Annotated in this window: 18 protein-coding genes and 1 tRNA gene; 9 read left to right on the forward strand and 10 right to left on the reverse strand. The window is 59.8% G+C overall.

Going from position 1 to position 21,067, the window contains the following annotated elements:
- Window positions 1–23: 23 nt before the first annotated feature.
- From recD to mobB, 4 genes are read right to left on the reverse strand one after another with little or no spacing between them, the layout of a single operon-like run.
- The gene (gene recD / locus VLM75_01535; protein HSV95594.1) at window positions 24–1,829 is read right to left on the reverse strand and encodes an exodeoxyribonuclease V subunit alpha; all 1,806 of its coding nucleotides are present in this window, start codon (window positions 1,827–1,829) and stop codon (window positions 24–26) included.
- Complete coding sequence (gene recB, locus VLM75_01540) at window positions 1,826–5,452, reverse strand: exodeoxyribonuclease V subunit beta (GenBank protein HSV95595.1); 3,627 nt, start codon at window positions 5,450–5,452, stop codon at window positions 1,826–1,828. Before recB ends, recD begins: the two co-directional genes overlap by 4 nt.
- Window positions 5,449–8,778, reverse strand: a complete 3,330-nt coding sequence (recC, locus tag VLM75_01545) for an exodeoxyribonuclease V subunit gamma (GenBank protein ID HSV95596.1) — start codon at window positions 8,776–8,778, stop codon at window positions 5,449–5,451. Before recC ends, recB begins: the two co-directional genes overlap by 4 nt.
- A gap of 28 nt (window positions 8,779–8,806) precedes the next feature.
- A complete protein-coding gene (gene mobB / locus VLM75_01550) occupies window positions 8,807–9,307 on the reverse strand; it encodes a molybdopterin-guanine dinucleotide biosynthesis protein B (protein ID HSV95597.1) in 501 nt (166 codons plus the stop codon).
- A 93-nt stretch (window positions 9,308–9,400) separates the two neighbouring features.
- Between mobB and VLM75_01555 the strand changes: the two genes are divergently transcribed.
- From VLM75_01555 to VLM75_01580, 6 genes are all read left to right on the forward strand, one after another.
- A complete protein-coding gene (locus VLM75_01555; GenBank protein ID HSV95598.1) occupies window positions 9,401–9,985 on the forward strand; it encodes a molybdenum cofactor guanylyltransferase in 585 nt (194 codons plus the stop codon).
- Window positions 9,986–10,052: 67 nt separating this feature from the next.
- Window positions 10,053–10,631, forward strand: a complete 579-nt coding sequence (locus VLM75_01560) for an XRE family transcriptional regulator (protein HSV95599.1) — start codon at window positions 10,053–10,055, stop codon at window positions 10,629–10,631.
- A gap of 219 nt (window positions 10,632–10,850) precedes the next feature.
- Entirely contained in the window at window positions 10,851–12,305 is a 1,455-nt protein-coding gene (gene purF, locus VLM75_01565; protein HSV95600.1) for an amidophosphoribosyltransferase, read from the forward strand.
- A gap of 53 nt (window positions 12,306–12,358) precedes the next feature.
- Window positions 12,359–12,431 (forward strand) — tRNA-Trp (locus tag VLM75_01570).
- A gap of 218 nt (window positions 12,432–12,649) precedes the next feature.
- A complete protein-coding gene (locus VLM75_01575) occupies window positions 12,650–12,853 on the forward strand; it encodes a type II toxin-antitoxin system VapB family antitoxin (GenBank protein ID HSV95601.1) in 204 nt (67 codons plus the stop codon).
- Window positions 12,850–13,245: a PIN domain-containing protein gene (locus tag VLM75_01580; GenBank protein ID HSV95602.1), complete on the forward strand. Its 396-nt coding sequence runs from the start codon at window positions 12,850–12,852 to the stop codon at window positions 13,243–13,245. Before VLM75_01575 ends, VLM75_01580 begins: the two co-directional genes overlap by 4 nt.
- Window positions 13,246–13,372: 127 nt before the next feature.
- On the opposite strand, the gene VLM75_01585 is transcribed toward VLM75_01580, so the two are convergent.
- Entirely contained in the window at window positions 13,373–13,795 is a 423-nt protein-coding gene (locus VLM75_01585; GenBank protein HSV95603.1) for a hypothetical protein, read from the reverse strand.
- Window positions 13,796–13,851: 56 nt separating this feature from the next.
- Entirely contained in the window at window positions 13,852–14,247 is a 396-nt protein-coding gene (locus VLM75_01590) for a hypothetical protein (GenBank protein ID HSV95604.1), read from the reverse strand.
- Between the two features lie 232 nt (window positions 14,248–14,479).
- Here VLM75_01590 and VLM75_01595 point away from each other — a divergent pair, with 232 nt between their 5' ends.
- Window positions 14,480–15,799 carry a hypothetical protein gene (locus VLM75_01595; protein HSV95605.1) on the forward strand — a complete coding sequence of 440 codons (1,320 nt, stop codon included), beginning with the start codon at window positions 14,480–14,482 and terminating at the stop codon, window positions 15,797–15,799.
- 252 nt (window positions 15,800–16,051) lie between these two features.
- On the opposite strand, the gene VLM75_01600 is transcribed toward VLM75_01595, so the two are convergent.
- On the reverse strand, window positions 16,052–17,749 hold the full coding sequence (locus tag VLM75_01600) for an AMP-binding protein (protein ID HSV95606.1): 1,698 nt from the start codon (window positions 17,747–17,749) through the stop codon (window positions 16,052–16,054).
- Between the two features lie 400 nt (window positions 17,750–18,149).
- Here VLM75_01600 and VLM75_01605 point away from each other — a divergent pair, with 400 nt between their 5' ends.
- Together VLM75_01605 and VLM75_01610 are read left to right on the forward strand one after the other, a co-directional pair.
- Window positions 18,150–18,587, forward strand: coding sequence for a GNAT family N-acetyltransferase (locus VLM75_01605; protein ID HSV95607.1), 438 nt, complete (start codon window positions 18,150–18,152; stop codon window positions 18,585–18,587).
- Between the two features lie 120 nt (window positions 18,588–18,707).
- The gene (locus VLM75_01610; protein HSV95608.1) at window positions 18,708–19,241 is read left to right on the forward strand and encodes an HAD-IIIA family hydrolase; all 534 of its coding nucleotides are present in this window, start codon (window positions 18,708–18,710) and stop codon (window positions 19,239–19,241) included.
- A gap of 75 nt (window positions 19,242–19,316) precedes the next feature.
- Here the strand turns inward: VLM75_01610 and VLM75_01615 are convergent, their stop codons facing one another.
- The 3 genes from VLM75_01615 to VLM75_01625 form a co-directional block, all read right to left on the reverse strand.
- Window positions 19,317–19,484, reverse strand: a complete 168-nt coding sequence (locus VLM75_01615; protein HSV95609.1) for a hypothetical protein — start codon at window positions 19,482–19,484, stop codon at window positions 19,317–19,319.
- 448 nt (window positions 19,485–19,932) lie between these two features.
- Window positions 19,933–20,214 carry a hypothetical protein gene (locus tag VLM75_01620; protein HSV95610.1) on the reverse strand — a complete coding sequence of 94 codons (282 nt, stop codon included), beginning with the start codon at window positions 20,212–20,214 and terminating at the stop codon, window positions 19,933–19,935.
- A 194-nt stretch (window positions 20,215–20,408) separates the two neighbouring features.
- Window positions 20,409–21,059: a nitroreductase family protein gene (locus tag VLM75_01625; GenBank protein HSV95611.1), complete on the reverse strand. Its 651-nt coding sequence runs from the start codon at window positions 21,057–21,059 to the stop codon at window positions 20,409–20,411.
- Window positions 21,060–21,067: the final 8 nt, after the last annotated feature.

A 21,067-nucleotide genomic window follows, 5' to 3' on the forward strand; every position in this document is an offset into this window, starting at 1 on the left:
CGAGTAGACCTGCTCCAATCCGTCTAATTCCCCCACAGTGCATCGCGCAGTCCCGAGGTCCGCCTCACCGGGGTCTCAATCGCCGGGGCCAGCACATCAGCCGGCGACCATATTTCGACCGATCGACGCGCCCTGGTCACTCCAGTGTACACCAGCTCCCTGGTGAGCACCGGCGAGGTCTTCTCCGGCATGACCAGCACCACACGGTCGAATTCGGAGCCCTGGCTTTTGTGGACCGTCATGGCGTAGACGGTCTCGTGTTCCGGAAGAAGGCGCGGCATGAACGATCGAGCGCCGCCATCCCGGGATGAAAACCACGCGCGGAGCCCTTCGGCCCCGTCGAGTATGACGCCGATGTCGCCGTTATAGAGCCCCAGGGAATAATCGTTTCGCGTTACCATCACGGGGCGTCCGGCATACCAGCGCTGCCGCGGGTCAACGATCCCCCCGTCGCGAAGCATCCTCTCGGCGGAATCGTTCAGCCCCTCCACGCCGAGCACGCCGCGGCGCACGGCGCAGAGCAGGGCCAGTTCGCTCATGCGCGGAAACACTTCCAGCGGCCTGCGACCCGAGGCGACAGCCGTCAGGCCCTCCAGCACGGATTCGCGAAGCACGCGGGCCAGTGTCTCGGTATTCACGTTCTCCCGCAGGCTGACACCGTCAGCGCCCGAGCGCAGTATTCGAAGGGCTTCCCCGGAGTTCCCCTCGCGCACCGCCCTGGCGAGGGCGCCGATGCCTCCCGTTTCGTCGAAGCGGTAGCTCTTCTTCAATACCACGATCGAATCGGCGACCGGCGGTACGCCCGCGCGTGAAGCGGGCGGAGCACCTCCCGTCAGGCCGGCCACCCCGGCCGCGAAGCGCTCCGAGAAATAATGCTCGGCGCCGGTGTTGCATATATCGCCCAGCACGGCCCCCGCCTCCACGGACGAAAGCTGATCGCGGTCTCCGAGCAGAATGAGTCGCGCGTCCGCAGGCAGGGCGTCCGCAAGCTTCGCCATGAGCGGCAGGTCGGCCATGGACGACTCGTCCACCACGACGACGTCGTACGGAAGCGGATTTTCGGCATTGTGCCTGAAATAGGGCGTGCCCGGAAGGCTTTTGAGGAGTCGGTGCAGCGTTAGCGCCTCGGTCGGAACGCACTGTTTCACGGCGGGACCGCACGGAAGGGCGTCCACGGCCCCCCGCACGGCCTCCTGCAGCCGCACCGCCGCCTTGCCGGTCGGAGCGGCGAGCGCCGCGCGCATGCGCCGCCCCGATGCGATGGCCTGCTCCGCCAGAAGCGCGAGTATGCGCACGACCGTGGACGTTTTGCCGGTCCCCGGACCGCCCGAAACCACGACGAAGGACTTCAGCACGGCGACGGCGGCCGCGAGGCGCTGCAGGTCGGGTGCGCCCATGGCGGCCCGGCCGAACATCCGGTCGAGCCCTTCGCCGAGAAGCGCGGAATCATAGTCGTTGCGCACGCGGGAGTTCATTCGCGCGATCGCCCCGGCCAGGATATTCTCGTATTTCCAGTAACGATGAAGGTAGAGCCGTCCCTTCGCGTCGAGAATGAGCGGACGGTAGTCGCCGGGCGCGCCGACCACGGGGGATTTGCGGAGCGCTTCGATCCAGCGCCCGGCATTGTCCGGAAGAAGCCCGGGCGGGTATTCCGGAAGGCCCCCCTCCGCGGCGGCGACGATATCCAGGCACACGTCGCCGGCGGCCGTCCGGTTGCTCGCCAGGCGGGCCGCCAGGGCGAGCACTCCGCCGTCACCGCCGGCCAGGCGACACATGAGACCGGCGAAGGCGTTGTCGTACGCGCTGAATACGTCGTCCCGCGCAGTCATCGCGAGGCCTCCCCTTCATCGAAATAGCGGCCGAGCGATTCGATCATGCCGGCCGGCGGAAGGTCGAAAAAGACCCCGGGACGCGACGTGTCCGACGGGTCCATGCCACGGACGAAAAGATAAAAAACTCCGCCGAAATGACGGGCGTACCCGTACCCTTCCAGGCGAAGCGCGAGATATCGATGCAGGGCGACGGCATACAGATGATACTGGAGTATATAGTGGTGACGCGCCATCTCGGCGGCCATGCGGTCGGCCGAATAATCCGGGGGCGAATCGCCCAGGTGATTTGATTTCCAGTCGAGCAGATAATAGCGGCCGCCGTGCGCGAACACCATGTCGATGAAGCCGCGTAAAAATCCCTTCACCGGCCGGAAGCCGAGCTTCGCAATTGAGGCAGCAAAATCGCCGACGAGCCCGCTTCCTCCCGCGCTTTCGAATACACGGCCGAGCCCCTCCGGGGTGACGCTTCCCAGCGGCAGGGTGAATTCGAGCTCGTGCAGGCGGTCCACCCGGCCGAGCGATTCCAAAAGGCAAACGCCGCCGGGAACCCCGAGCGGGGAGCGGAGCACCGACGAGGCCATGCCCAGGAGCGCACCCGTCCAGGCCGTGTCAAACCCGTGCAGTTCGAGCTTTTCGCGGACCGTCCTTTCGGACTCCGAGCGGTCGGAGAGCGAGAAATCGATATCCTCAAACACCGAGTGGATGCAGCTTCCCGCGCGGGCGCCCCGGGGAAAGGCGAAGATGCTTCCCGGCTCCGGCTTCCCCGGCCCGGCCGGCCGTATGTATTCGCGGTCGTAATCGCGCTCGGCATCCGCACCCTGCGCGAGCGCGCTGAAGCTTGTCACCCGTCGTCCGCCGGCGATGGCGCCGCCAAAGGTTCTGCACCGCAGATCGGGCCGCTTCACCCGCACCGGACTGATAACGCGCGCGCCTTTTACCGGGACCTCCCCGACCTCGATACAGCCGGCGGACGACTTTGCGAGTTCTTTGAGAGCGCGCATCATCGCGCCGTCGTCGAGGGTCTTTACATGGACCGCGAGCTTCTTCTCCATATCGTCGCCGTCAATATCTCCGGGGTTATGGAACAGGTATGCGGGCGCCGATCCGAAACTGTTGTTGATGCGCCCCCAGACCAGGTAACAGCGCCGCTTCGCACGCGTTACGGCCACGTAGAAGAGCCTGAGGTTTTCGGCGAGCTGTTCGCGGGACGCGGCCGCGCGGCCGCCACCGTTTTCATCGCCCGCTTGGCCGATGTTGAACACCGGACGATTGCCGCGCGCGGGGTCGTGATAGAGAAACGGATCGCCGATGTCCCTGGTATCCCAGGTGAACGGGCAGAAGACCACGGGAAACTCGAGCCCCTTGCTCCGGTGCATGGTGATGAGCGTAACGGCGTTTTCGTCGGTTTCAAGGCGGAGCTGATGCTCGTCGGCGCCGTTCGGTTCGTCCGACCCGTCGATGCTCCCGCTCAGCCATTTGATGATTCCGTCGCCGCCCATACGCTCCTCCCTCTGTGCATGATGCAGCAGCTCGGCCAGATGGAAGACGTTGGTCATCACACGCTCCCCGTCCGGCCTGCGAAGCAGGCGCCCGTGCACCCGTTCGCCGCGAAGGAGCGAGTGAAACATCCTCATGAATCCGTGCCGCTCCCATGTTTCGTGGTAGCCGAAGAAGCGCTCGATCTCCTTCTCCCACGCGTTATCGTCGATGGAGAGACGAGCGATGTCGTCGCCCGTCAGGCCGATGATATCGGTCGCCAGGGCGGCGCGCAGGAGGCGCGCGCTCCCCGGGTCGTTGACGGCCCGAAGTATGTGCAGCACCTCCAGAGCCTCGATCGACGCGAAGACGCTTTCGGTGCCGTAGAGCACCGAGGGGATGCCGACCGATCGCAGCGATTCCTGCACCTCGCGCGCCTGGTGCCTGGTCCGCACCAGCACGGCGATGTCCCCCGGCGCGTACAGGCCGGAGGAAACCAGCTCCACCGTTTCCGCCGCGATCGCGGCGACGGTCACCTCGCCCGCCCGCTCCTTGCTGACGGCCCTGCCCTCGACGGCCGCGAGACTGGATGGAATAAACCAAATCCGCATTCCCGGCGAATCGTCGCCACCCTTGCCCTCCTGGCCGGCGGCCGCCGAAACGGGAGTAAAGCCGATCTCGGGAAAGACAAAGGGATCGCGGACCCGCGAGAAAATCGCGTTCACCGCGCCGATAAGCTCCGGCGCCGAGCGACGATTGACGTCCATGGTGGCCTTTGTGCCCGCCGACGCGGCCGCCCGCATATAGGCGAATATGTCGGCCCCGCGGAAGCCGTAGATCGCCTGCTTGGGATCTCCTATCAGATAAAGGAGCGATTCGCCCCAACCGAAGATGGTGGTAAAGATTGAATACTGGACAGGGTCGGTGTCCTGGAACTCGTCGATGAGCGCGGCGGCGTACCGGCGCCGCACCAGGCGCGCGAGGGCCGGGCCACCTCCCCGCTGCAGGGCTTCGTGCATGCCCCGTATCAGATCGTCGAACGAGCGGACGGCGCGAAGCTCCTTCCGACGCGCAAGCTCACTCTGCACATAGGCAAGAAATTCTTTTTTCAATGAGACGAGATAGCCGTCGAAGCGCAGGCGCGCTTCATCACACAGGCCTAAAAATTCATCGCAAAGCGCCATAACGGGCGGAAGCTCGGCGCTCCTGCCCTTCCTGAAGGCCTTCACGATCGAGGCGGCCCGGAATTTTTTCAGGTCTTCTGTCGCGAGCGGAAGTCCCCCGGCGGTATAGGCGTCCATCTGCTCCATCATCCGGGCGATGATCGCTTCAGAATACATGTTCGCCTTGAGCACCCCATCGCGCAGCGCGCCCGGCAGAAAGTCCCCGGCCTGTGAGCGATCACGGCGCCAGGATTCGCAGAAACGGGGGTACTCATCGTCCAGGCGCCGCGCGATTTCGAGCACGCCGTCCGCGTCGATGTCACCGGCCCCGCCCTCGAGTATGTAATCGGGATCGAGCGGCCGCTTCCGCGCGAGAAGCGAGAAATACGCCGGCGAGACCTTTTCGGCCGCGGAGAACTCGACAAACGAGAGCGGCGCCCCGTACCAGTTCTTACGGAAGAAGTCCGCCGCGATGTCGTCGATCGCCTCGGCGTCGGCGGCCTCGAGCTCCGACTCGAAGAGTACGCCGCTCTCGAACGCGTTCTCGAGCAGGGCGCGCTGGCAGAACGAGTGGATGGTGAAGATGGAGGCCTCGTCGAAATTTCGTATGGCGCGGGAAAGCCGCTCGCGCGCCTCCGGATCGGAGCCGAAGCGCTCCACGAGCGCGCGCTGCAGCGGATCGTCCGCGTATTTCCCCCTGAGTTCGAGAAGGTCCCGCCCGCATCCCCCGCGGCAGTCCGGGTCTTCGAGCATGGAGAGCGTGGCGCGCAGGCGGCCGCGCAGGCGTTCGCGAAGCTCTCCCGTGGCGGCCACGGTGAAGGTGACGACAAGGATGTTCTCCACTTCAAACTCCTTTTCGAGGATGAGGCGGAGATAGAGCCCGGAGATGGCGTAGGTCTTGCCCGTGCCCGCGCTTGCCTCGATCAGCACGGTCCCAGAGAGCGGGCTTTCGATGATGTCGAAACGCGACACTGCGCTCATCGCTCCTCCTGGAATTTCAGCAGGGGATCGTACACGGCCCGTGCGAGCCGGATGAACTCATCCTGGAAAAATCGTTTGTCGAAGGGGTCCATCTTTCGAAAACATCGCTCGGTGTAGGGGTCGGTTGAATCGCCCCTTGTGTAATAATTTCCCTCGAACACCGCCCGCGCTTTGGCGAGCGCTTCGTCAGCCGAGCGGTTTTCGGCATATTCCTTCGCGAACGCGAGCGAAGCCTCGGGGAAAAAGGGGACGATGGAACGGCGCCCCTCGCGGTATATGTCCACAAGCTTCTTTAGATGCGCATGGCATATACCGCCGTCCTTCATTTCTATGACGGCCGGCGCACTCTTGTTTCTCCCGACGAGATACACGACGGAACGGGAGCCGGTGTCAGCCCGGCAGCAGGCCGCGCAGTGCACGATCCACGCGCGAAGCCGGTCGGTCGCTTTTATGGAGGCGTAGCGGTGATGGACGATCCCTCCCGGATAGACGCGGTCGATCCTGCCGGCGAGCGTTCGCCCGTCGATCTCGATTTCAAGTTCGAGCGGCGGAAGCTCATCCCCGCCATGCAGGCCGGCCACGGTGCGCGCGAACGAGCGCACGCCGGGCAGCATCCGGCGGAACGCGTATTCCCCAAGGGAGCCGTGCGGCAGTATCCCCATCGCCCGGAACGCCTCGTAGAGTCCGGCCGGGTCCGCGCCGCGAAGCGCCTCCTCGCACATTTTCTCCGCGAGTGTGTACGAGTCGAGGCCTTCGAGGGCAAAGACTTCGCTGTCGCCGGGCATCTCTCCGGTCGTGTCGAGCCATATACCCAGCGTCCGGTTGAGAAAATGACGCGCCGGGCCGCGGAAAAAGTCCAGGACGTCCGACAGATGAAGTACGACGTCTCCTTCCTCCGCCGCCTTGCCCATCATGAACGGGGCGTACTCCGACGTCTCCCCGTTGAAGCTTTCGGCCGCGGAACACAGCTCCGGTGCGTAGCTGTACAGCCTGGAGTCGCCGGTGAAATAGGCCGGGCTGAATGACTGTAGCCGGTGTTCGGTGAGTATGGCCGAACGGAGCGAGCCGGCTTCATCCGCGCCGCCGGCGGAGGCCGGCGCATATCCCTGTTCGATGTAGTCGAGCAGTTCGCTGACGAGCACCGAGGGCGGGACGGATTTGTTGTCGGCGATGCTCCGCCCCACGTAGCTGATGAAGAGACGGTCGCGAGCCGACACAAGGGCCTCGAGAAATATATAGCGGTCGTCGTTGCGGCGCGAACGGTCGCCGGGCCGGTACGCTTTCTTCATTAAATTGAACCCGGCCTCGATGTCCCTGCGGGGATAGGCGCCGTCGCTCATGCCCACCATGCAGATCACGCGAAACGGGATGCTTCGCATGGGCAGCATGGCACAGACGGTCACGCCTCCCGATAAAAAGGCGCCGTGCGCCTTCTCCTCCCTGAGCGAGCCCTCCAGCCACGAGCGCACCACCGGGAAGCCGACGGCATCGGTGAAGCCCGCTTCCGCCGTCTCATCCGCAAGACGCGTTATCACGCGACGGAGCGACGTGAGATCGCCGACCGTGTCGTCGTCCCCGAAAAAGCCCTCAACGAGCGCGAGCAGGTGTTTTGCCCATTCACCCGGGGGCCGGGGAAGCGCAAGCGAGCGCGCCGCCTCGAACAGTCGTTCGAGCAGATCGACAAGGCCGCCGAGCACCGCGGTGTCGCCTCCCTCTATGGGATCGTAGGGCAGGATGCCCTCGAAAAGCCGCGTTTCGTCGTTCGGCAGGGCGCTGCCGAGGACCATACGGTCCAGCCCGTGCCTCCAGGTGTTCTCCTCCATGGGGGGGAGCTTCTCGGCCCTGTCGAGCCGGTCCGCGGCGTCGATCCCCCAGCGTATACGGGTGTCCTCCACCCAACGGCGGATGGTCTCGCGATCGGACGGCCCCAGGCCGTGCCGCGTGAGGATGGAATCGCATTCCATGATATCGAGCACCTGTCCCGCGGGAAAGCGGCTGCCGTGCAGGTCGAGTATGGCGAATAACGCCCCCGCCATGCCGTTTTCCGAACGAAGGCTGCGATCGGCCACGGAATAGGGTATGCGCAGACCTTCGCTCCTGGGGGCGCCGAATACCGCCTCGAAAAACGGGCTGTAGGTCTCGATATCAGGCGTCAGTATGACTACGTCGTGCGGCTCCATATCGGGCTGTTTTTCGAACATGTCGAGCAGGTAATCGTAGAGCGCCTCCACCTCCCGCATGGGGCTGTGGCATGAATGGATGCTGATCGATTCGTCACCCGCGGAGATATCCCTCCTCGCCGTCAGGGAAGTGCCATCGCTCGATCCGGCAAAGCCCCGGTCGATGAGCTCCCGTATATCTTCCTGGATACAGGTCAGGAGCGTCGATGTGCTCCGCGTGCCGGCGTCGGGGTAATCGTCGATAAAGTCCACGGACTCGTCGGCATCGAGGAGCACCCTGAACAGGAAATCGCGCCCTACCCGTCCCATCGAGGCCAGCAGGCCGTTGCCCGCGTAAAGGTGGCGGTCCGCGGCGGAAACGCCCCCCTTCAGCCGCCGCGCGATCCGCGCCTGTTCCCGCACCGAGGCGATGTCGCCCCAGTAATAGCGCGATGGATTGAGGACGAAAAAATTTATCTCGACGTGCCGTGAAAGGGCGTACAACACGCGTACGTACAGCGGCGGAAGCGTGGCGACCCCGAAAAGCGATATCCGCGACGGCAGCGCCCGCAGGCGCTCCGGCGCGAGCGAACCGATTTCGGCGAAGAGGCGCGCCGCCAGCGCGGCGTGGTGCGCGGGGCGTTTTCCCGCGAAAAGGCGACGCCACAGGTCAGCCTGCCATCGCTCGTCGCCGTCTTTTTCCGGAGCGGGGCCGCCCTCCCATTCGAGGACCATCTCGGGCCGGTGCACCACGTACTGGTCGAAGACACCGGCGATCCGCTCGGCGAGCTGGCGGCGCTTGAGCTCGTTCGAGCCGTCCCCCATGTAGGAGTTGAGCGACTCGTATCCGGGAAGGCGGGCGCACCGGGGCAGGAGCCCCATTATGCGCCACGAGAGCACTTCACGACTGAACGGCTCCCCGGGCACGCCCTGCCCCGCCAGGCTTCCGAATATCCGCTCGATTATGACGGTTGGGAACACATACTCGAAGTTGGCCCACACGCCGAGGCGAGCGGCCATGCGCTGTGAGAGCCAGCGCCCCATGCCCACGCTCATGACGACTATGGTTTCTTTTTCGAAGTGAGAGCGCAGCGGGCGTCGCAGGCGGGATGCCAGGTTTTCGGCGAGCGTCTCGAGCATGCCGGATGTGTACACGTTGAATGACATATCGTGGCGCCTTCCGGACCGTATCGCCTCAGCGGTTCGTCTCGAACCGGAGGTTTTCAATGAAATGACCGACGCCGGCCGCGTCGTTCCGTGCGAAATGAGGGAGGCTTCCGGGGACCGGCCTGTCGCTTGCCACCGCGACTATGTTCCCCACTCCCGCGGTGCAGAGCGGCCCCTCTGGGGAGTCTCCCACCACCTCGATCTTGAAAACGTCCGCCTCCTTGTCCCCTTCCACTAAAATGATATCATATCCGCCGAAGAACCGGAGCGCGAGCTCGACCGATCCGGCCGGGCGCTCGAGCCGCTCGACCATCGCGCACTCGCTGTCGTTGGTGATGGCGACCCCTCCGCAGCCGGCGGCGCGGTACCGCCAGGTGTCCTTGCCGGGATGGTCGATATCGAAGTCGTGGCGAAGGTGTTTAATAATTGCTATTTTATGGCCACTTTCATTGAAATGACGTATGAGCTTTTCAATGAGGGTGGTCTTGCCCGAACCGGAACGGCCCACGATCGATACGATGAATGGCATGTTTTTCTCTCCCAAGATACAGGGACTCCGGATGCACGACAGCGCCCGGAGACATAATGACACTACAGGCTCAATCGCGCCTGTCAAGCGAATATGCCACCGCTCATAGATGCCATCAATGCGTTCATCATCGCCGGCGGAAAGAGCAGGCGGTTCGGGCACGACAAGGCCTTCTACCCGGTTGAAGGTATCCCCCTCGTCGAGCGCGTTTTAACGGCCCTCGGGGATGTTTTCGATGACATCTCCATCGTCGCCGACGACCTCGATCGATTCGCAGGCCTCGGCGTTGCCTGCCATCCCGATACGGTCAGGGGATTGGGGCCGACAGGCGGCATCTTCACGGCGCTGCACCACGCGCGTCCCGGCGGCTGCTTTGTCGTCGCCTGTGACATGCCGTTTCTTTCCGCGCCGCTTATACGCGGCATGGCCGAACTCGTCCCCGGAAACGACGTCGTGATCCCCTTTCTCGACGGCAACTACGAGGCGCTGCATGCGTTTTACTCGCCGAAATGTCTCGAGGCCGCCCGGCGGAGCATCGGGCGCGGTGAACGCCGGGTTGTGAGCTTTTTCGGTGAGGTGATGGTGCGGCGCGTGGAGGCCGGCTGGATAAGCCGAATGGCCGATCCGTCGCGCGTATTCATCAACATCAACCACCCTGACGATCTCGAAAAGTTTTAATTGACTTCGCCCGCGCCGCCTGCTACGCTCGCACCGTACACTCGGAGAACGTCGGGATGGAGGCGCCATGGCAGCGGGAGATGTGAGAGTCGGAGAAAGGATCAAGGATCTGCGGGAGTCGCAGGGCCTTACGCTTAAGGACGTCGCGGACCGCACGGGTTTCTCCACGGCGTATCTCTCTCAACTGGAGAACCATCTCATCTCTCCTCCGCTCGGCGCGATCACCACCATAGCGCGCTCGCTGAACATCGAAATCGGCAGGCTCTTCAACCAGGTGGGGAAATCCCCTTTTACCATCGTGCGCAGGGACGAACGGCAACCCACCTCGCGCGTCGCTTCCAAGGAAGGGGTCCGCTACGGTTACTCGTACGAGTCCCTGGCCCCCGACAAGATCAACCGCCACATGGAGCCGTTTATCGTAACGCTGGAGCCCATCGATAAAAAAGGCGCGGCCTACAGCCACGAGGGCGAGGAATTCCTCTTCGTGATCGATGGCAGGGTCGAGGTCCAGCTCGGCGAGTTCACCGACGTTCTGGAGCCGGGCGACACCATCTACTACGACTCAACCACTCCCCACCGCGTCTCCTGCGTCGGTGAGACACCGGCCAGGATTCTGGCCGTCATCTACGCACAGCAGCACGCCTGAGGCCCACCGGGGCCTTCCGGGGGTAAAACGGGGCGATTATCGCTTTTTTTACACCGGCGAAACACCCGGCCCGATTACTCCTTGATTTTGGCCTCGTTTCCCGCTATGTTAGTGTCCTGGTGGAAGCTCTGGAGAGCGGTAATAAAATGCTTTACACCATACGGAGCACTCATAGAGTATTCCCGTCTTTAAAACCATCACGCGGCAGATAACCCTATTATGAACATCACCGATCATTCGTGCTCCCCGCACGGCATCCGACCAGAGGATGAGTGCGGGGTTTTCGGCATTTACGGCACCGACCGGGCCGCCAATCTCACCTACCTCGGCCTGTACGCGCTACAGCACCGCGGCCAGGAATCGGCGGGAATAGCCTCGAGCGATGAGGAACATATCTACCGCTACAGCGGGATGGGCAAGGTGGTCGATATTTTTAAAGAGGAACATATCGAAAGCCTCTTCGGACATATGGCCATCGGCCATAACCGCTATTCGACCACCGGAAGCTCCTTCCTCCGCAACGCACAGCCCTTTCGCGCGGACTCCATCCTCGGACCGATTGTCCTTTCACATAACGGCAACCTGGTAAACGCCGGATCGCTCCGCCTCGCGCTGGAACGTGACGGATCGATCTTCCAGACCTCCATCGACACCGAGGTAATCGTGCACCTCATGGCGCGCTCCGGAAAGGGCGATTTTCTGGAGGCGCTGATCCATGCGCTGCGGCAGACGAAGGGGGCCTATTCGCTGCTTGTCATGAACAGAAACCACCTCTATGCCGTCCGCGATCCGCACGGATTCAGGCCTCTCGTGCTCGGCAAACTGGACGACGCCTGGGTGGTGGCGTCCGAGACCTGCGCCCTTGACATCATCAACGCGCAGTACGTGCGCGAGGTACAGCCGGGCGAGCTGTTGGAGATTACCGCCGGCGGCGTTAAGTCCTACTTCCCCTTCGAACGGCATAAGCAGTCGCTGTGCGTCTTCGAATATATCTATTTTTCGAGGCCCGACTCGATCATCTTCGGGAGCTCGGTCCACGAAATGCGCGTCCAGCTTGGGCGCATGCTCGCGAAACAGTCCGGCGTCGAGGCCGACATAACGGTGCCGATCCCCGACTCGTCCATCTGCGCGGCGCTCGGGTACGCGCGCGAATCCGGCATCCTCTATGAGAAGGGCATGATCCGCAGCCACTATATCGGCCGCACCTTCATCGAGCCCTCGCAGAAGATCCGCGACTTCGGCGCGAAGATCAAGTACAACGTCGTTCGCCCGGTCGTCAACGAAAAGCGCATCGTGGTGGTCGACGACTCGATCATGCGCGGCACCACCATGCGCAAGATTATCACGATGTTCCGAGGCGGCGGAGCCAGGGAGGTCCACGTGCGCATTTCCGCCCCGCCCACGCGCTTCCCCTGCTTTTACGGAATCGACATCCCCACGCGAAGCGAGCTCATCGCCTCGTCCCATTCCACCGAGGAGATACGCAAGTACCTGAGGGTGGATTCGATCGAATACATGACCGTGGAGTCGCTCCTTGCGGCCATTGACCGGCCCGAGCTCAGGTTCTGCACCGCCTGCTTCGACGGCAACTACCCGGTGGAGTTCGAACACAGCGAGGACGAGAGCAAACAGAAGTATCTTTTCGAAGACATGGCGATGAACGAATACTATTGAGGGGTAAAATTACTTGACAGAAGTCACTTCCGTGATTTTCTGTACAGCCACATAGGTCACTAGCTCAATTGGTAGAGCATCGGTCTCCAAAACCGAGGGTTGGGGGTTCGAGTCCCTCGTGGCCTGCAGACCATATTTTCGAACTCGATAAGAAAAGCCGTAATATTTTACGGCTTTTCTTATTATCGGAATACCGGATATTGGCATTTTCCGTCATATTATTAGGTTCGAATTTCGCCCCTCAATCAGCCGATACCTAATAATTCGCCGTTTCCCATTGCGTCTTTAAAAAGCATTTGACAATGTGTATAAATATCGCTATTTTTGTGTATAAGGAGATTGTTATGAGAACCAACATAGACATAGACGACAAGCTTATGCATGAGGCCATGGCCGCCACAAAGCTTAAATCAAAAAAAGAAGTGGTGCATGTCGCGCTGAACGAGTTGATTCGAATTACCAAGCGGAAAAGCATTCTTCGTTTTCGCGGCAAGGCGAAATGGGAAGGCGATCTGGATAAAATGAGGACCACGAGGCAAACCGATTGATCGTCGACACCTCCATATGGATTGACTTTTTCAATGGCGTACAAAACCGGCAATCGGATTTTTTAACTGATGCCGCCGGATCGGATAAAATGATATACCTGCATTCAATAATACTGATGGAAATCCTGCAGGGATTCCGGTCGGACAGGGACCACGCCGCGGTCAAGGATATTCTTCTATCATACCAATTTGTAACAGAAGACGCTGTGCCGGATGCTGTTGGCGCGTCTGACCTGTACCGTTCGCTGAAAAAACAGGGTGTAACGATCCGGAAAAGCCTGGATTGCCTGATAGCTTATGCAGCAATTAAAAGCGGCCTGCCGCTGCTTCACAAGGACCGCGATTTTGACATTATGGCAAAACACACGAAGCTTAAAATAATACAGCCATAGATACCGGCCTGTGTTTCTTCACGTTTTCGAATCCAAGTCCTTCTTTGTTATATGGATCATTAGTTCCAGCACAATTTCATCGATAACGGAGTTCGAAAACCGCCCCTGATCGCCGACACCGAACGGATCACTTTCTGCGTGCTCCGGCAATCAGTAAACCGAGCCCGATCAAAACCGAAATGCTCGCCACCGTATTTGACAGGAACATGACGATATTCGCCGCGGGCATCTCCGGCGCAAGACCGCGGACTCCGAAGACGGCTCCCCAGACGGGGCCGACGGCGTAGCAGTACCCCGTGACGATAAAGCAGAGCTTCATGATTTTCATTTTCTTCGCGTCCAGGGTTATGTGCGAAACGCATGACGAGACCGCTATGATCAGGATGCCGGTCAGGATGCCCTGCAGGTGTGCAAGATGCCACGCCCGTACGCTGCCGGGTATGTCCCCGCTTATCGCCAGGGCGAATCCGAGGCCCGAGAATGCGCCGAGCAGCGCAACGATTCCTCCGTGCATGATCATCGATCTACGGGTATTAATGTCCGTGTTCATATTAATTTATTCCTCGCTCCGCTTTAATTTAAATATCAAGGAAACTGCGTCCCCTTTCAGCAAAAATTTCCGGGACATATCGAACGCCATCGAAAATCACCCCCTCCGAAAAAAGTCTCCTCCCCCTGAACAAAGCCCCATGCGGCATAGGTCCAGTCCAGGGTACGGCCATAATTGATCTTGGTGAGCATGGCGATGCTGATGGACAAACAGCCCACCGGCCATTCGAGGGCGGCAGTGGAGGCACCGCGTTTTTTCCGCCTGAAGATCAGAAACGCGAGGAAGACCATGATCGCCAGAAACACCGCGGAAAACATGACGTTAAAAAGCCTGACATGCGCTATCACCTGAAAAGTTATCGCCACGATCCCGATCACGATGAAAAGTATCAGGCAGGTGAAGCTGCCGTTTATCTCCAGCCTCTCCCGTGCGGCGTATGCGCGCCCTGTCATGGCACCTCCGGTAAAATCCATCCGCCCTGTCTCCGTCAATAACGCCGGCCACAATCGGCCGTTTGCAACGCACCCGAGGATAAACCGTTCCGGGCACTTGTCAATGATCTTATTCGGTACGAACTTCCCGGCATCGGAGCGCTTTCTTCTTGCGTTTTATCCTCATCTCCATACCATGACAGACACAGGCGGTGACGAAAGCGCCCATTCTGCCATTTCCACGGAGATGATGATGAGAAAAAACATTGCAATATTCCTGATAATCTCGGCGGTATACGCGTTTGCGGCCTCAACGGCTTACGCATGGTCTTCCCATTGCAACCTGACGCGGGTAGTGTTTAAAAACGACAAGTCCCTCGAAAAACAGGTATTGGTGGAGCCCCTGGGCGCTTTTCTTGCATCGGAGCGGGACGGAATAAGGGCCCTTTTGAAAAGCGAGGAGGAATGGTTCATCAAAAACATTCCGGGATATCCGCCCGTACCGGAAGCACTGAGGTTCGTCGGAACCGGCACGGCGAGAGACCTGACCGCCGGATTCTCGCGCGCGATACGGATCAATCCCGGATTCAGCTTCCCCCTGTATCTGCAGACACCCTCGGGATCGGCGAAAACGGGAAAACGCGTTATACCGGTTGGCCGCGTCTCCCTCGTTACCGCGGACATAGCCAATCCGCCGCTCTTCGCGCTTGCCGCGGGCGAAACCGTCACCGCGCTCGAGGTACTCGAAACGGCCAGCGAGGAGCCGGATTTCGGAATGGATGTAGGGCTGTTTACCGACAACAAAACGCCGTTCGGCGCGGAGTACGGTTTCGGCACGCAGCCCTTCGGCAACCCCGGGCTCGATTTCGGCACGCAGGCCCCCTTCCACATGGCCTTCTTCCACGAGAACTTCATCATCAAGCTCGCGGCGCCGTTCTCGAAAATTTCGCATGTTGAATACCGCATCCGCCTGTATACGTCGCTGGCGTCCCTGGCGTTTAAAACCGGCCACGACTACTGGGGTTACCGCTTCGCGGGATGGGCGCTGCATTACATCCAGGACATGGCCGTCCCTTACCACGCAAGGATGACTCCCGGCATCGGCACGCTCCGGCTCATCTGGGCCAACCTGTTCTACTCCGGGGAGAAGAGGAGCGGTCTGCTGAACATCCTGTCCAACCGCCACCTCGTGTTCGAGAAATACCAGTATTACGCGCTGATCGACCTGATGGGGAAGAAGGCGTACGACAGCCCCTTGCTTTCCACACTGGCCGATACTTCGCCCGACGCAAAGGCCGTCCCGTATTCGGACCGCTACGTACGGGACGTCGTCTCAATCGCGTCATACGCCGTTGCCGACGATATCGACGATCTGATGGGCGAATCGTTCCCAATTAAATACGTCTCCGATCCGGCCTTTCTCTTTGGCGTGACCGAACCGGAGATCGATGTCTACGGATTCCTGAAACGGGAAAATCCCACGGCAGCGGAAAAGATGGACAGGGCCATGGTCCCCATTTTACAGCGGCTCGGAACCGCGTCGCGGCTCTATATGAAGTCGCTGGCGAATTGACGGGCTCAACGAATAAAACGGGTTACCGGCGTAGCGATTGACTGCCGGACCGCGACAAACAAAGACGGGCGCCTGATTTGGCGCCCGCCCCGAGTGTCTCTGTTTGGGAACGTTTTTTGAAAGAATCCATCATTGATCGGCCGCGGATTGCAAGCATTTATCCTGACGATCGATTTGACCACAGGCGAAGCCCCCTTCGCGCCCGGGGGGAGCGACCCCGGGTGCGAAGGGCATGGCGCCCTGCAGACTGTTTCAGGAACGCCCCTCCATCATCATCCTCTTTATCTCCCTCTTTAAAATTTTACCCACGCCGCTGGTCGGAAGCTGGTCCATGAACTCTATAACTTTAGGAACCTTGTACGGCGCGATCTTCTCCTTGAGAAACTGCAGTATTTTCGCCTTTTCGGCATCGCTCTTCTCGACACCGGGCTTCAGGACTATGGCGCATACCACACGCTCCGAACCGGGACGCTCCGGATCGGGGAGACCGATCGACGCGCCGAGCTCCACGTCCGGGTGCTTGGCCAGCACCTCGTCCACCTCGCGTGTAAACACCTTGAAGCCGGACACGATGACCATGTCCTTCACCCTGTCGACGATGTAGAAGTAACCGTCCTCGTCCATTTTCGCCACGTCGCCGGTGTACATCCATCCGTCCCTGATCGCGTTTTTGGTTTCCCCGGGCTTGTTGTGATAGCCTCTCATGAGTTGTGGTCCGCGTATAACGATTTCACCGGGTTCACCCGGCTTGGCGGGCTGATTGCTCTCCGGATCGATAAGCTTCACGTCGGTATCGGAGACGGGCATGCCGATGGACGATGGTTTTTTCTTCCCGTAGCGCGGGTTGCAGATCGTCACCGGCGACGTTTCAGTCATTCCGTAGAGCTCGATGAAGTTCCCCTCTCCGATGACCGACTCAAGGTCTTTGACATATTCCGCGGGGAACGGCGCCGCCGCGCTCAGGCACCACTTGAGGTGTTCGCGCAGCTTCAGACTTCTGAATTCGGGACGCTTGAGGAGCTCGAAAAAGACTGTCGGCACGTTTACAAAAATCGTCGGACGATATGACTTCAGAGCGTTAATAAGAAAAAGCGCGTCGCGGGGATTGGGCACGCAGATCTGGGTGCACCCCCGGATCATGCTGAAACCGCCGATGGCAAGGCCGGCGATATGAAATAGAGGGAACGCGGAGAGCACCAGGTCCTCCGGGCTGATGTCCAGCCACTCCATCACCTGCTGGCGGTTCGACATGTAGCTTCTCTGCGTGAGCACCGCTCCCTTGGAGGGCCCCGTGGTGCCGCCGGTGTACATCATGAAGATCATGTCGTCGAAACCGCGCTTAACCGCCACGGGGTCGGCCGGGGACTCTTTCATCACATCCATGAAGCGGACGACCTTCTTCCCCTGAATCGGGCCAACCTCGGCAGTCGGTATCTTCTTTAAAAGCTTACCCAGCACCCGCTTTACCCCCGGCAAAAAATCGGCTATTTCCGAGACTATCACGGTGGAGAACGGCGCCTTTCCCCCCACCTCGGCAATCTTCGCGTACAGCACATCGACGGTTAAAACCACCTTTGTGCCCGAATCTTTGAGCTGGTGCTCCATCTCCGGTGCGGTGAGGAGCGGGCTTAGGCCAGTGGAGACGCACCCGGCCTTCTGCACGCCAATGACGCCGATATAGTGCGCCGGTATGTTTGGAAGATGCAACCCCACCACATCGTCCGGTTTCAATCCCGATTTGATGAGATAATTCGCCAGCCTGTTCGAAAGCGCGTCGAGCTCCCTGAAGGAAATGCGCGCGCCCATGTAGATGAGGGCGGTCTTGTCCGGATACTTCGCCACGATCTCCGCGAACTTGCCGGCAAAGCACTTTTCCTCGTACTCAAGCTTCGGCGCAACGTTTTTGTCGTACTGTTTCAACCACGGTTTTTCGGAATACGTATCATTCATGCCAATCCTCCATACTTTATTTGTAATGATGTAAGCATAGAAAAGCGAGGCGAACGCGGCCGATCCCGGACTGCCGGGCCCCTCTATTGTATGTACAATCATATTTGTAGTATGTCAACGCAAAAAGCTTTGAAATCATCACTTGTTGATCACCGACCGACGCAAACCGGCCATCCTCTTTCATCGACCGAGCCTTAAACCATTTCTTCGTTAAAAATACATATAGGCTCATTTTTTGTTGAAAGTTATACTTGCCATAATCATTTCCGGCGTCGCATACTGCCCGCGGCACAACTCGTGAAGTTACGAGCGAGACCAACCTGGGGGCTTCCATCATGCACATCGCCGGAAAGGCGGTACGGGAGCAGTAGACTTATATGACGTGTCTCCATATCGACCTATGATCACAATCGATCGCATCGCCGAAGGGGACGGGGACGCACTCGCCTCCCTGCTCGAAGAGCTGTCGGGCGATACCGTTAATCGCCCGCTCATGCGCGATCAACTCCGCGCAGTCATGGCTGATCCGGCCTACATCCTCCTGGGGGCCCGCTCCGGGGAAATTTTGGCCGGCACCGCGATGGGCATCGTGTGCAGGGATCTGGTCGGCGGATGCAGGCCCTTTCTTGTTGTGGAGAACGTCGTTGTCTCCGAGGAGCGCCGGGGAAAAGGTATTGGGAAGGCACTCATGGCGGCGCTTGAGCGGGAGGCGGAAGAACGCCGATGCCTCTACATCAACATCGTGTCTGGCATGCACCGGACCGGCGCGCACCGGTTTTACGAATCCGTCGGCTACCCTCCCGACGCGGCGCGCGGCTTCAGAAAATTCCTGCGCTGAGATACGACATGAATGAGTTCAGGATATTCCTCAACGCGGGGTACGGCCGCGGCACGGCGGATTCTGGTTGGGTGCGTCGGCAGCGGCCAGGCGTAAATTGCTCATGGGGTTCCAACCGGCATGAAACAGGCTGTTTTTCTCGACAGGGACGGTACCATCAACGAAGACGTGGGGGATCTCTTCGAGATTGATCGCGTGGTGTTCATTCCCGGCGCCGTCGACGCGCTCCGCATGCTCGCCGGGCGGTTCGATATCTTCATTATTACAAACCAGTCCGGTATCGGGAAAGGAGTGTTCGATCTCGACCGGTATCGCTCGTTCGAATACGAATACAACGCACTTTTAGCGCGGGAAGGAATCGATATTGTCGAAACCTACTGCTGCCCGCACCGAAATGACGAACCGTGCGTCTGCCGCAAACCCTCCACGCATTTTATGACCGCCGCCGCCGATAAATACGGTATCGATCTCGCCCTTTCATTCGTAGTCGGCGACCACCCGCACGATGTGGAAATGGGCGCGCGCGCCGGCGCCCGGGCCGTTTACCTTCTTACCGGTCACGGCACCAGGCACCGGGACGAACTTTTAGTCATTCCCGACCATATCGCCGATGATCTCTACGGTGCCGCAGCCTGGATTTGCGCGAGTGATTGAATCGAGGGATATTTAACCGGAGGATAAAAAAAAGGCGGGGATTACCCGCCTTTTATGTTCGTGCCGGAGACCCTTCTACTTCGCTTTTGCCTTTGCCGCGGTCTTCTTCGCGGCGGTCTTCTTCGCCGCGGGTTTCTTTGCGGTCGTCTTCTTGGCAACGGTGGCCTTCTTCGCGGCCGGCTTCTTCTTGGCCGTGGTCGCTTTTTTCGCCGTTGCTTTCTTTGGGGTTGCACACTTGGGCATTGTATCTCTCCTCTATTATAATTTTTTAGAATCTGCCGTGCTGTCCGTCTATTATTGTTTTCGTTCCTTTTCGCAAATATTTTACTATTATTTTTGAATCCGTAAAAAATTATTTGCGATTCTACAACACCCCCCTCCCCGCCTTCGGCGGGGGAACCACCGACAGCACTATATTTTCGTATAACTTGAGATATTGTACTCCATTTGGCCTGAAATTGCAAGCATTAAATGAGACATAATACTTTTTTTCAGGAAAAAACCGCGGAAACCGGTTATTATGTATGTTATGCGATATATACTTGTCGGGGTGGATTTTCCGGGCCGGACAGCCTCGCAAAGGCCGGGCGGCCCGTGCAGATGGTGCGCTGTTCATAACAACGACTTTCGGATTCCCTCGCGATGCTCCCGCCATTAAGGCGGACTTTCAGGGAAGAGGTCCCGAAACCGTTCATCCCCCTCCGCGCCGAAGATGACTCCCCTGAGATCGTCTCCCGGCGCGATCTCCGCGAGCTTCCCGGCGCGAGCAGAGCGGAAAGACGCCCATGTCGTAGGCGTCGAGCGCCTGCTTGAGCGCCGCGGCGATCTCGGGATTGCGCCTGCCCACATTCATTATGCCCGAGCCGGTCTGGCAATCGATGTAGCGTTTGCCGGTTATGTCCCGGGTACAGGCGCCGGCGCGCTTCTTCCCGATGATGTCGATGCCGGCGCTCTTGAGCGTACGCACCTTCATTGGATCGGTGTATTCGGCAAAATCGGAGAGGGCCTGTTCTTTGAGTTACTCGCTCGTGTCGCTTATCGCTTCCTCCGGACAGGAAAAGACCGGCCCTGCCGGTCGTTATTCAGGGAAAATTAACATACGGAAACACCTGTTTTATTATCTGAAACAATAATCCTGCCGTGAATGAACGCCATGCAAAGGACCCTTTATTTCGCCGGATAACCGAGCGGCATCACATAGAGCGGAAGTTCATCCTTCGTGAGACTGAGCGCCCTGCGCGCCCCCTTCTCATCCACGCCCGCCACCATGCAGGTGCCGGCCTTCAGCGCCGCGGCCATCAGGTAAACATTCTGCGCGACGCAGCCGGCGGTGGAATGCGCAACGCGGATACGGTCATCCCTGCCGGTGACAAAGAGAGGAAAGCGGCCGAGGTCGGCGACGATCACCAGGATGTGCGGTGCCCGGGTCACGTATCCCTGTGTGGCAACGTCTTTTTTCCGTCCGGCGTTGGCGATCGCCGCGAGTCTGTGGGCCTCCGCATCGTAGAGCCAGGCGCCTTCGTCGGAAACGACATAGAGCTTGATATACTGCCTTCCATAGGCCGCGGGCGCCGTGCGCTTTCCGCCCGGGCGATTGACGCCGTTGGCGGCCCAGAGGATGGCGCCGAGATCGTCATTTGAAAGCGGTTTTTCGTTAAAGGCGCGCACCGAGCTGCGCGCGGCGAGCGCTTCGATTAGATTCATACCAGCGATGGATGGCTTTTTAAGAGCGACATCAGCTGAAGTCTGTGCACCGGCGGAGACCTGATATAGTGCGACGATGACCGTTATAATCATCATGACAGGCGTTCGTTTCATGGCTCCTC

The organism is Spirochaetota bacterium (genome assembly GCA_035477215.1).
In the GTDB taxonomy this organism is placed as follows: Bacteria; Spirochaetota; UBA4802; order UBA4802; family UBA5368; genus MVZN01.

Bases quoted from the DNA above. Each gene is read 5' to 3' on its own strand.
- mobB (HSV95597.1), bottom strand. From the start codon at position 9,307: ATGCCATTCATCGTATCGATCGTGGGCCGTTCCGGTTCGGGCAAGACC.
- VLM75_01625 (HSV95611.1), bottom strand. From the start codon at position 21,059: ATGAAACGAACGCCTGTCATGATGATTATAACGGTCATCGTCGCACTA.
- VLM75_01600 (HSV95606.1), bottom strand. From the start codon at position 17,749: ATGAATGATACGTATTCCGAAAAACCGTGGTTGAAACAGTACGACAAA.
- VLM75_01620 (HSV95610.1), bottom strand. From the start codon at position 20,214: ATGAAGGTGCGTACGCTCAAGAGCGCCGGCATCGACATCATCGGGAAG.
- recD (HSV95594.1), bottom strand. From the start codon at position 1,829: ATGACTGCGCGGGACGACGTATTCAGCGCGTACGACAACGCCTTCGCC.
- VLM75_01575 (HSV95601.1), top strand. From the start codon at position 12,650: ATGAGAACCAACATAGACATAGACGACAAGCTTATGCATGAGGCCATG.
- VLM75_01560 (HSV95599.1), top strand. From the start codon at position 10,053: ATGGCAGCGGGAGATGTGAGAGTCGGAGAAAGGATCAAGGATCTGCGG.
- VLM75_01615 (HSV95609.1), bottom strand. From the start codon at position 19,484: ATGCCCAAGTGTGCAACCCCAAAGAAAGCAACGGCGAAAAAAGCGACC.
- VLM75_01585 (HSV95603.1), bottom strand. From the start codon at position 13,795: ATGAACACGGACATTAATACCCGTAGATCGATGATCATGCACGGAGGA.
- recC (HSV95596.1), bottom strand. From the start codon at position 8,778: ATGTCATTCAACGTGTACACATCCGGCATGCTCGAGACGCTCGCCGAA.
- VLM75_01610 (HSV95608.1), top strand. From the start codon at position 18,708: ATGAAACAGGCTGTTTTTCTCGACAGGGACGGTACCATCAACGAAGAC.
- VLM75_01605 (HSV95607.1), top strand. From the start codon at position 18,150: ATGATCACAATCGATCGCATCGCCGAAGGGGACGGGGACGCACTCGCC.
- recB (HSV95595.1), bottom strand. From the start codon at position 5,452: ATGAGCGCAGTGTCGCGTTTCGACATCATCGAAAGCCCGCTCTCTGGG.
- purF (HSV95600.1), top strand. From the start codon at position 10,851: ATGAACATCACCGATCATTCGTGCTCCCCGCACGGCATCCGACCAGAG.
- VLM75_01555 (HSV95598.1), top strand. From the start codon at position 9,401: ATGCCACCGCTCATAGATGCCATCAATGCGTTCATCATCGCCGGCGGA.
- VLM75_01595 (HSV95605.1), top strand. From the start codon at position 14,480: ATGAGAAAAAACATTGCAATATTCCTGATAATCTCGGCGGTATACGCG.
- VLM75_01590 (HSV95604.1), bottom strand. From the start codon at position 14,247: ATGACAGGGCGCGCATACGCCGCACGGGAGAGGCTGGAGATAAACGGC.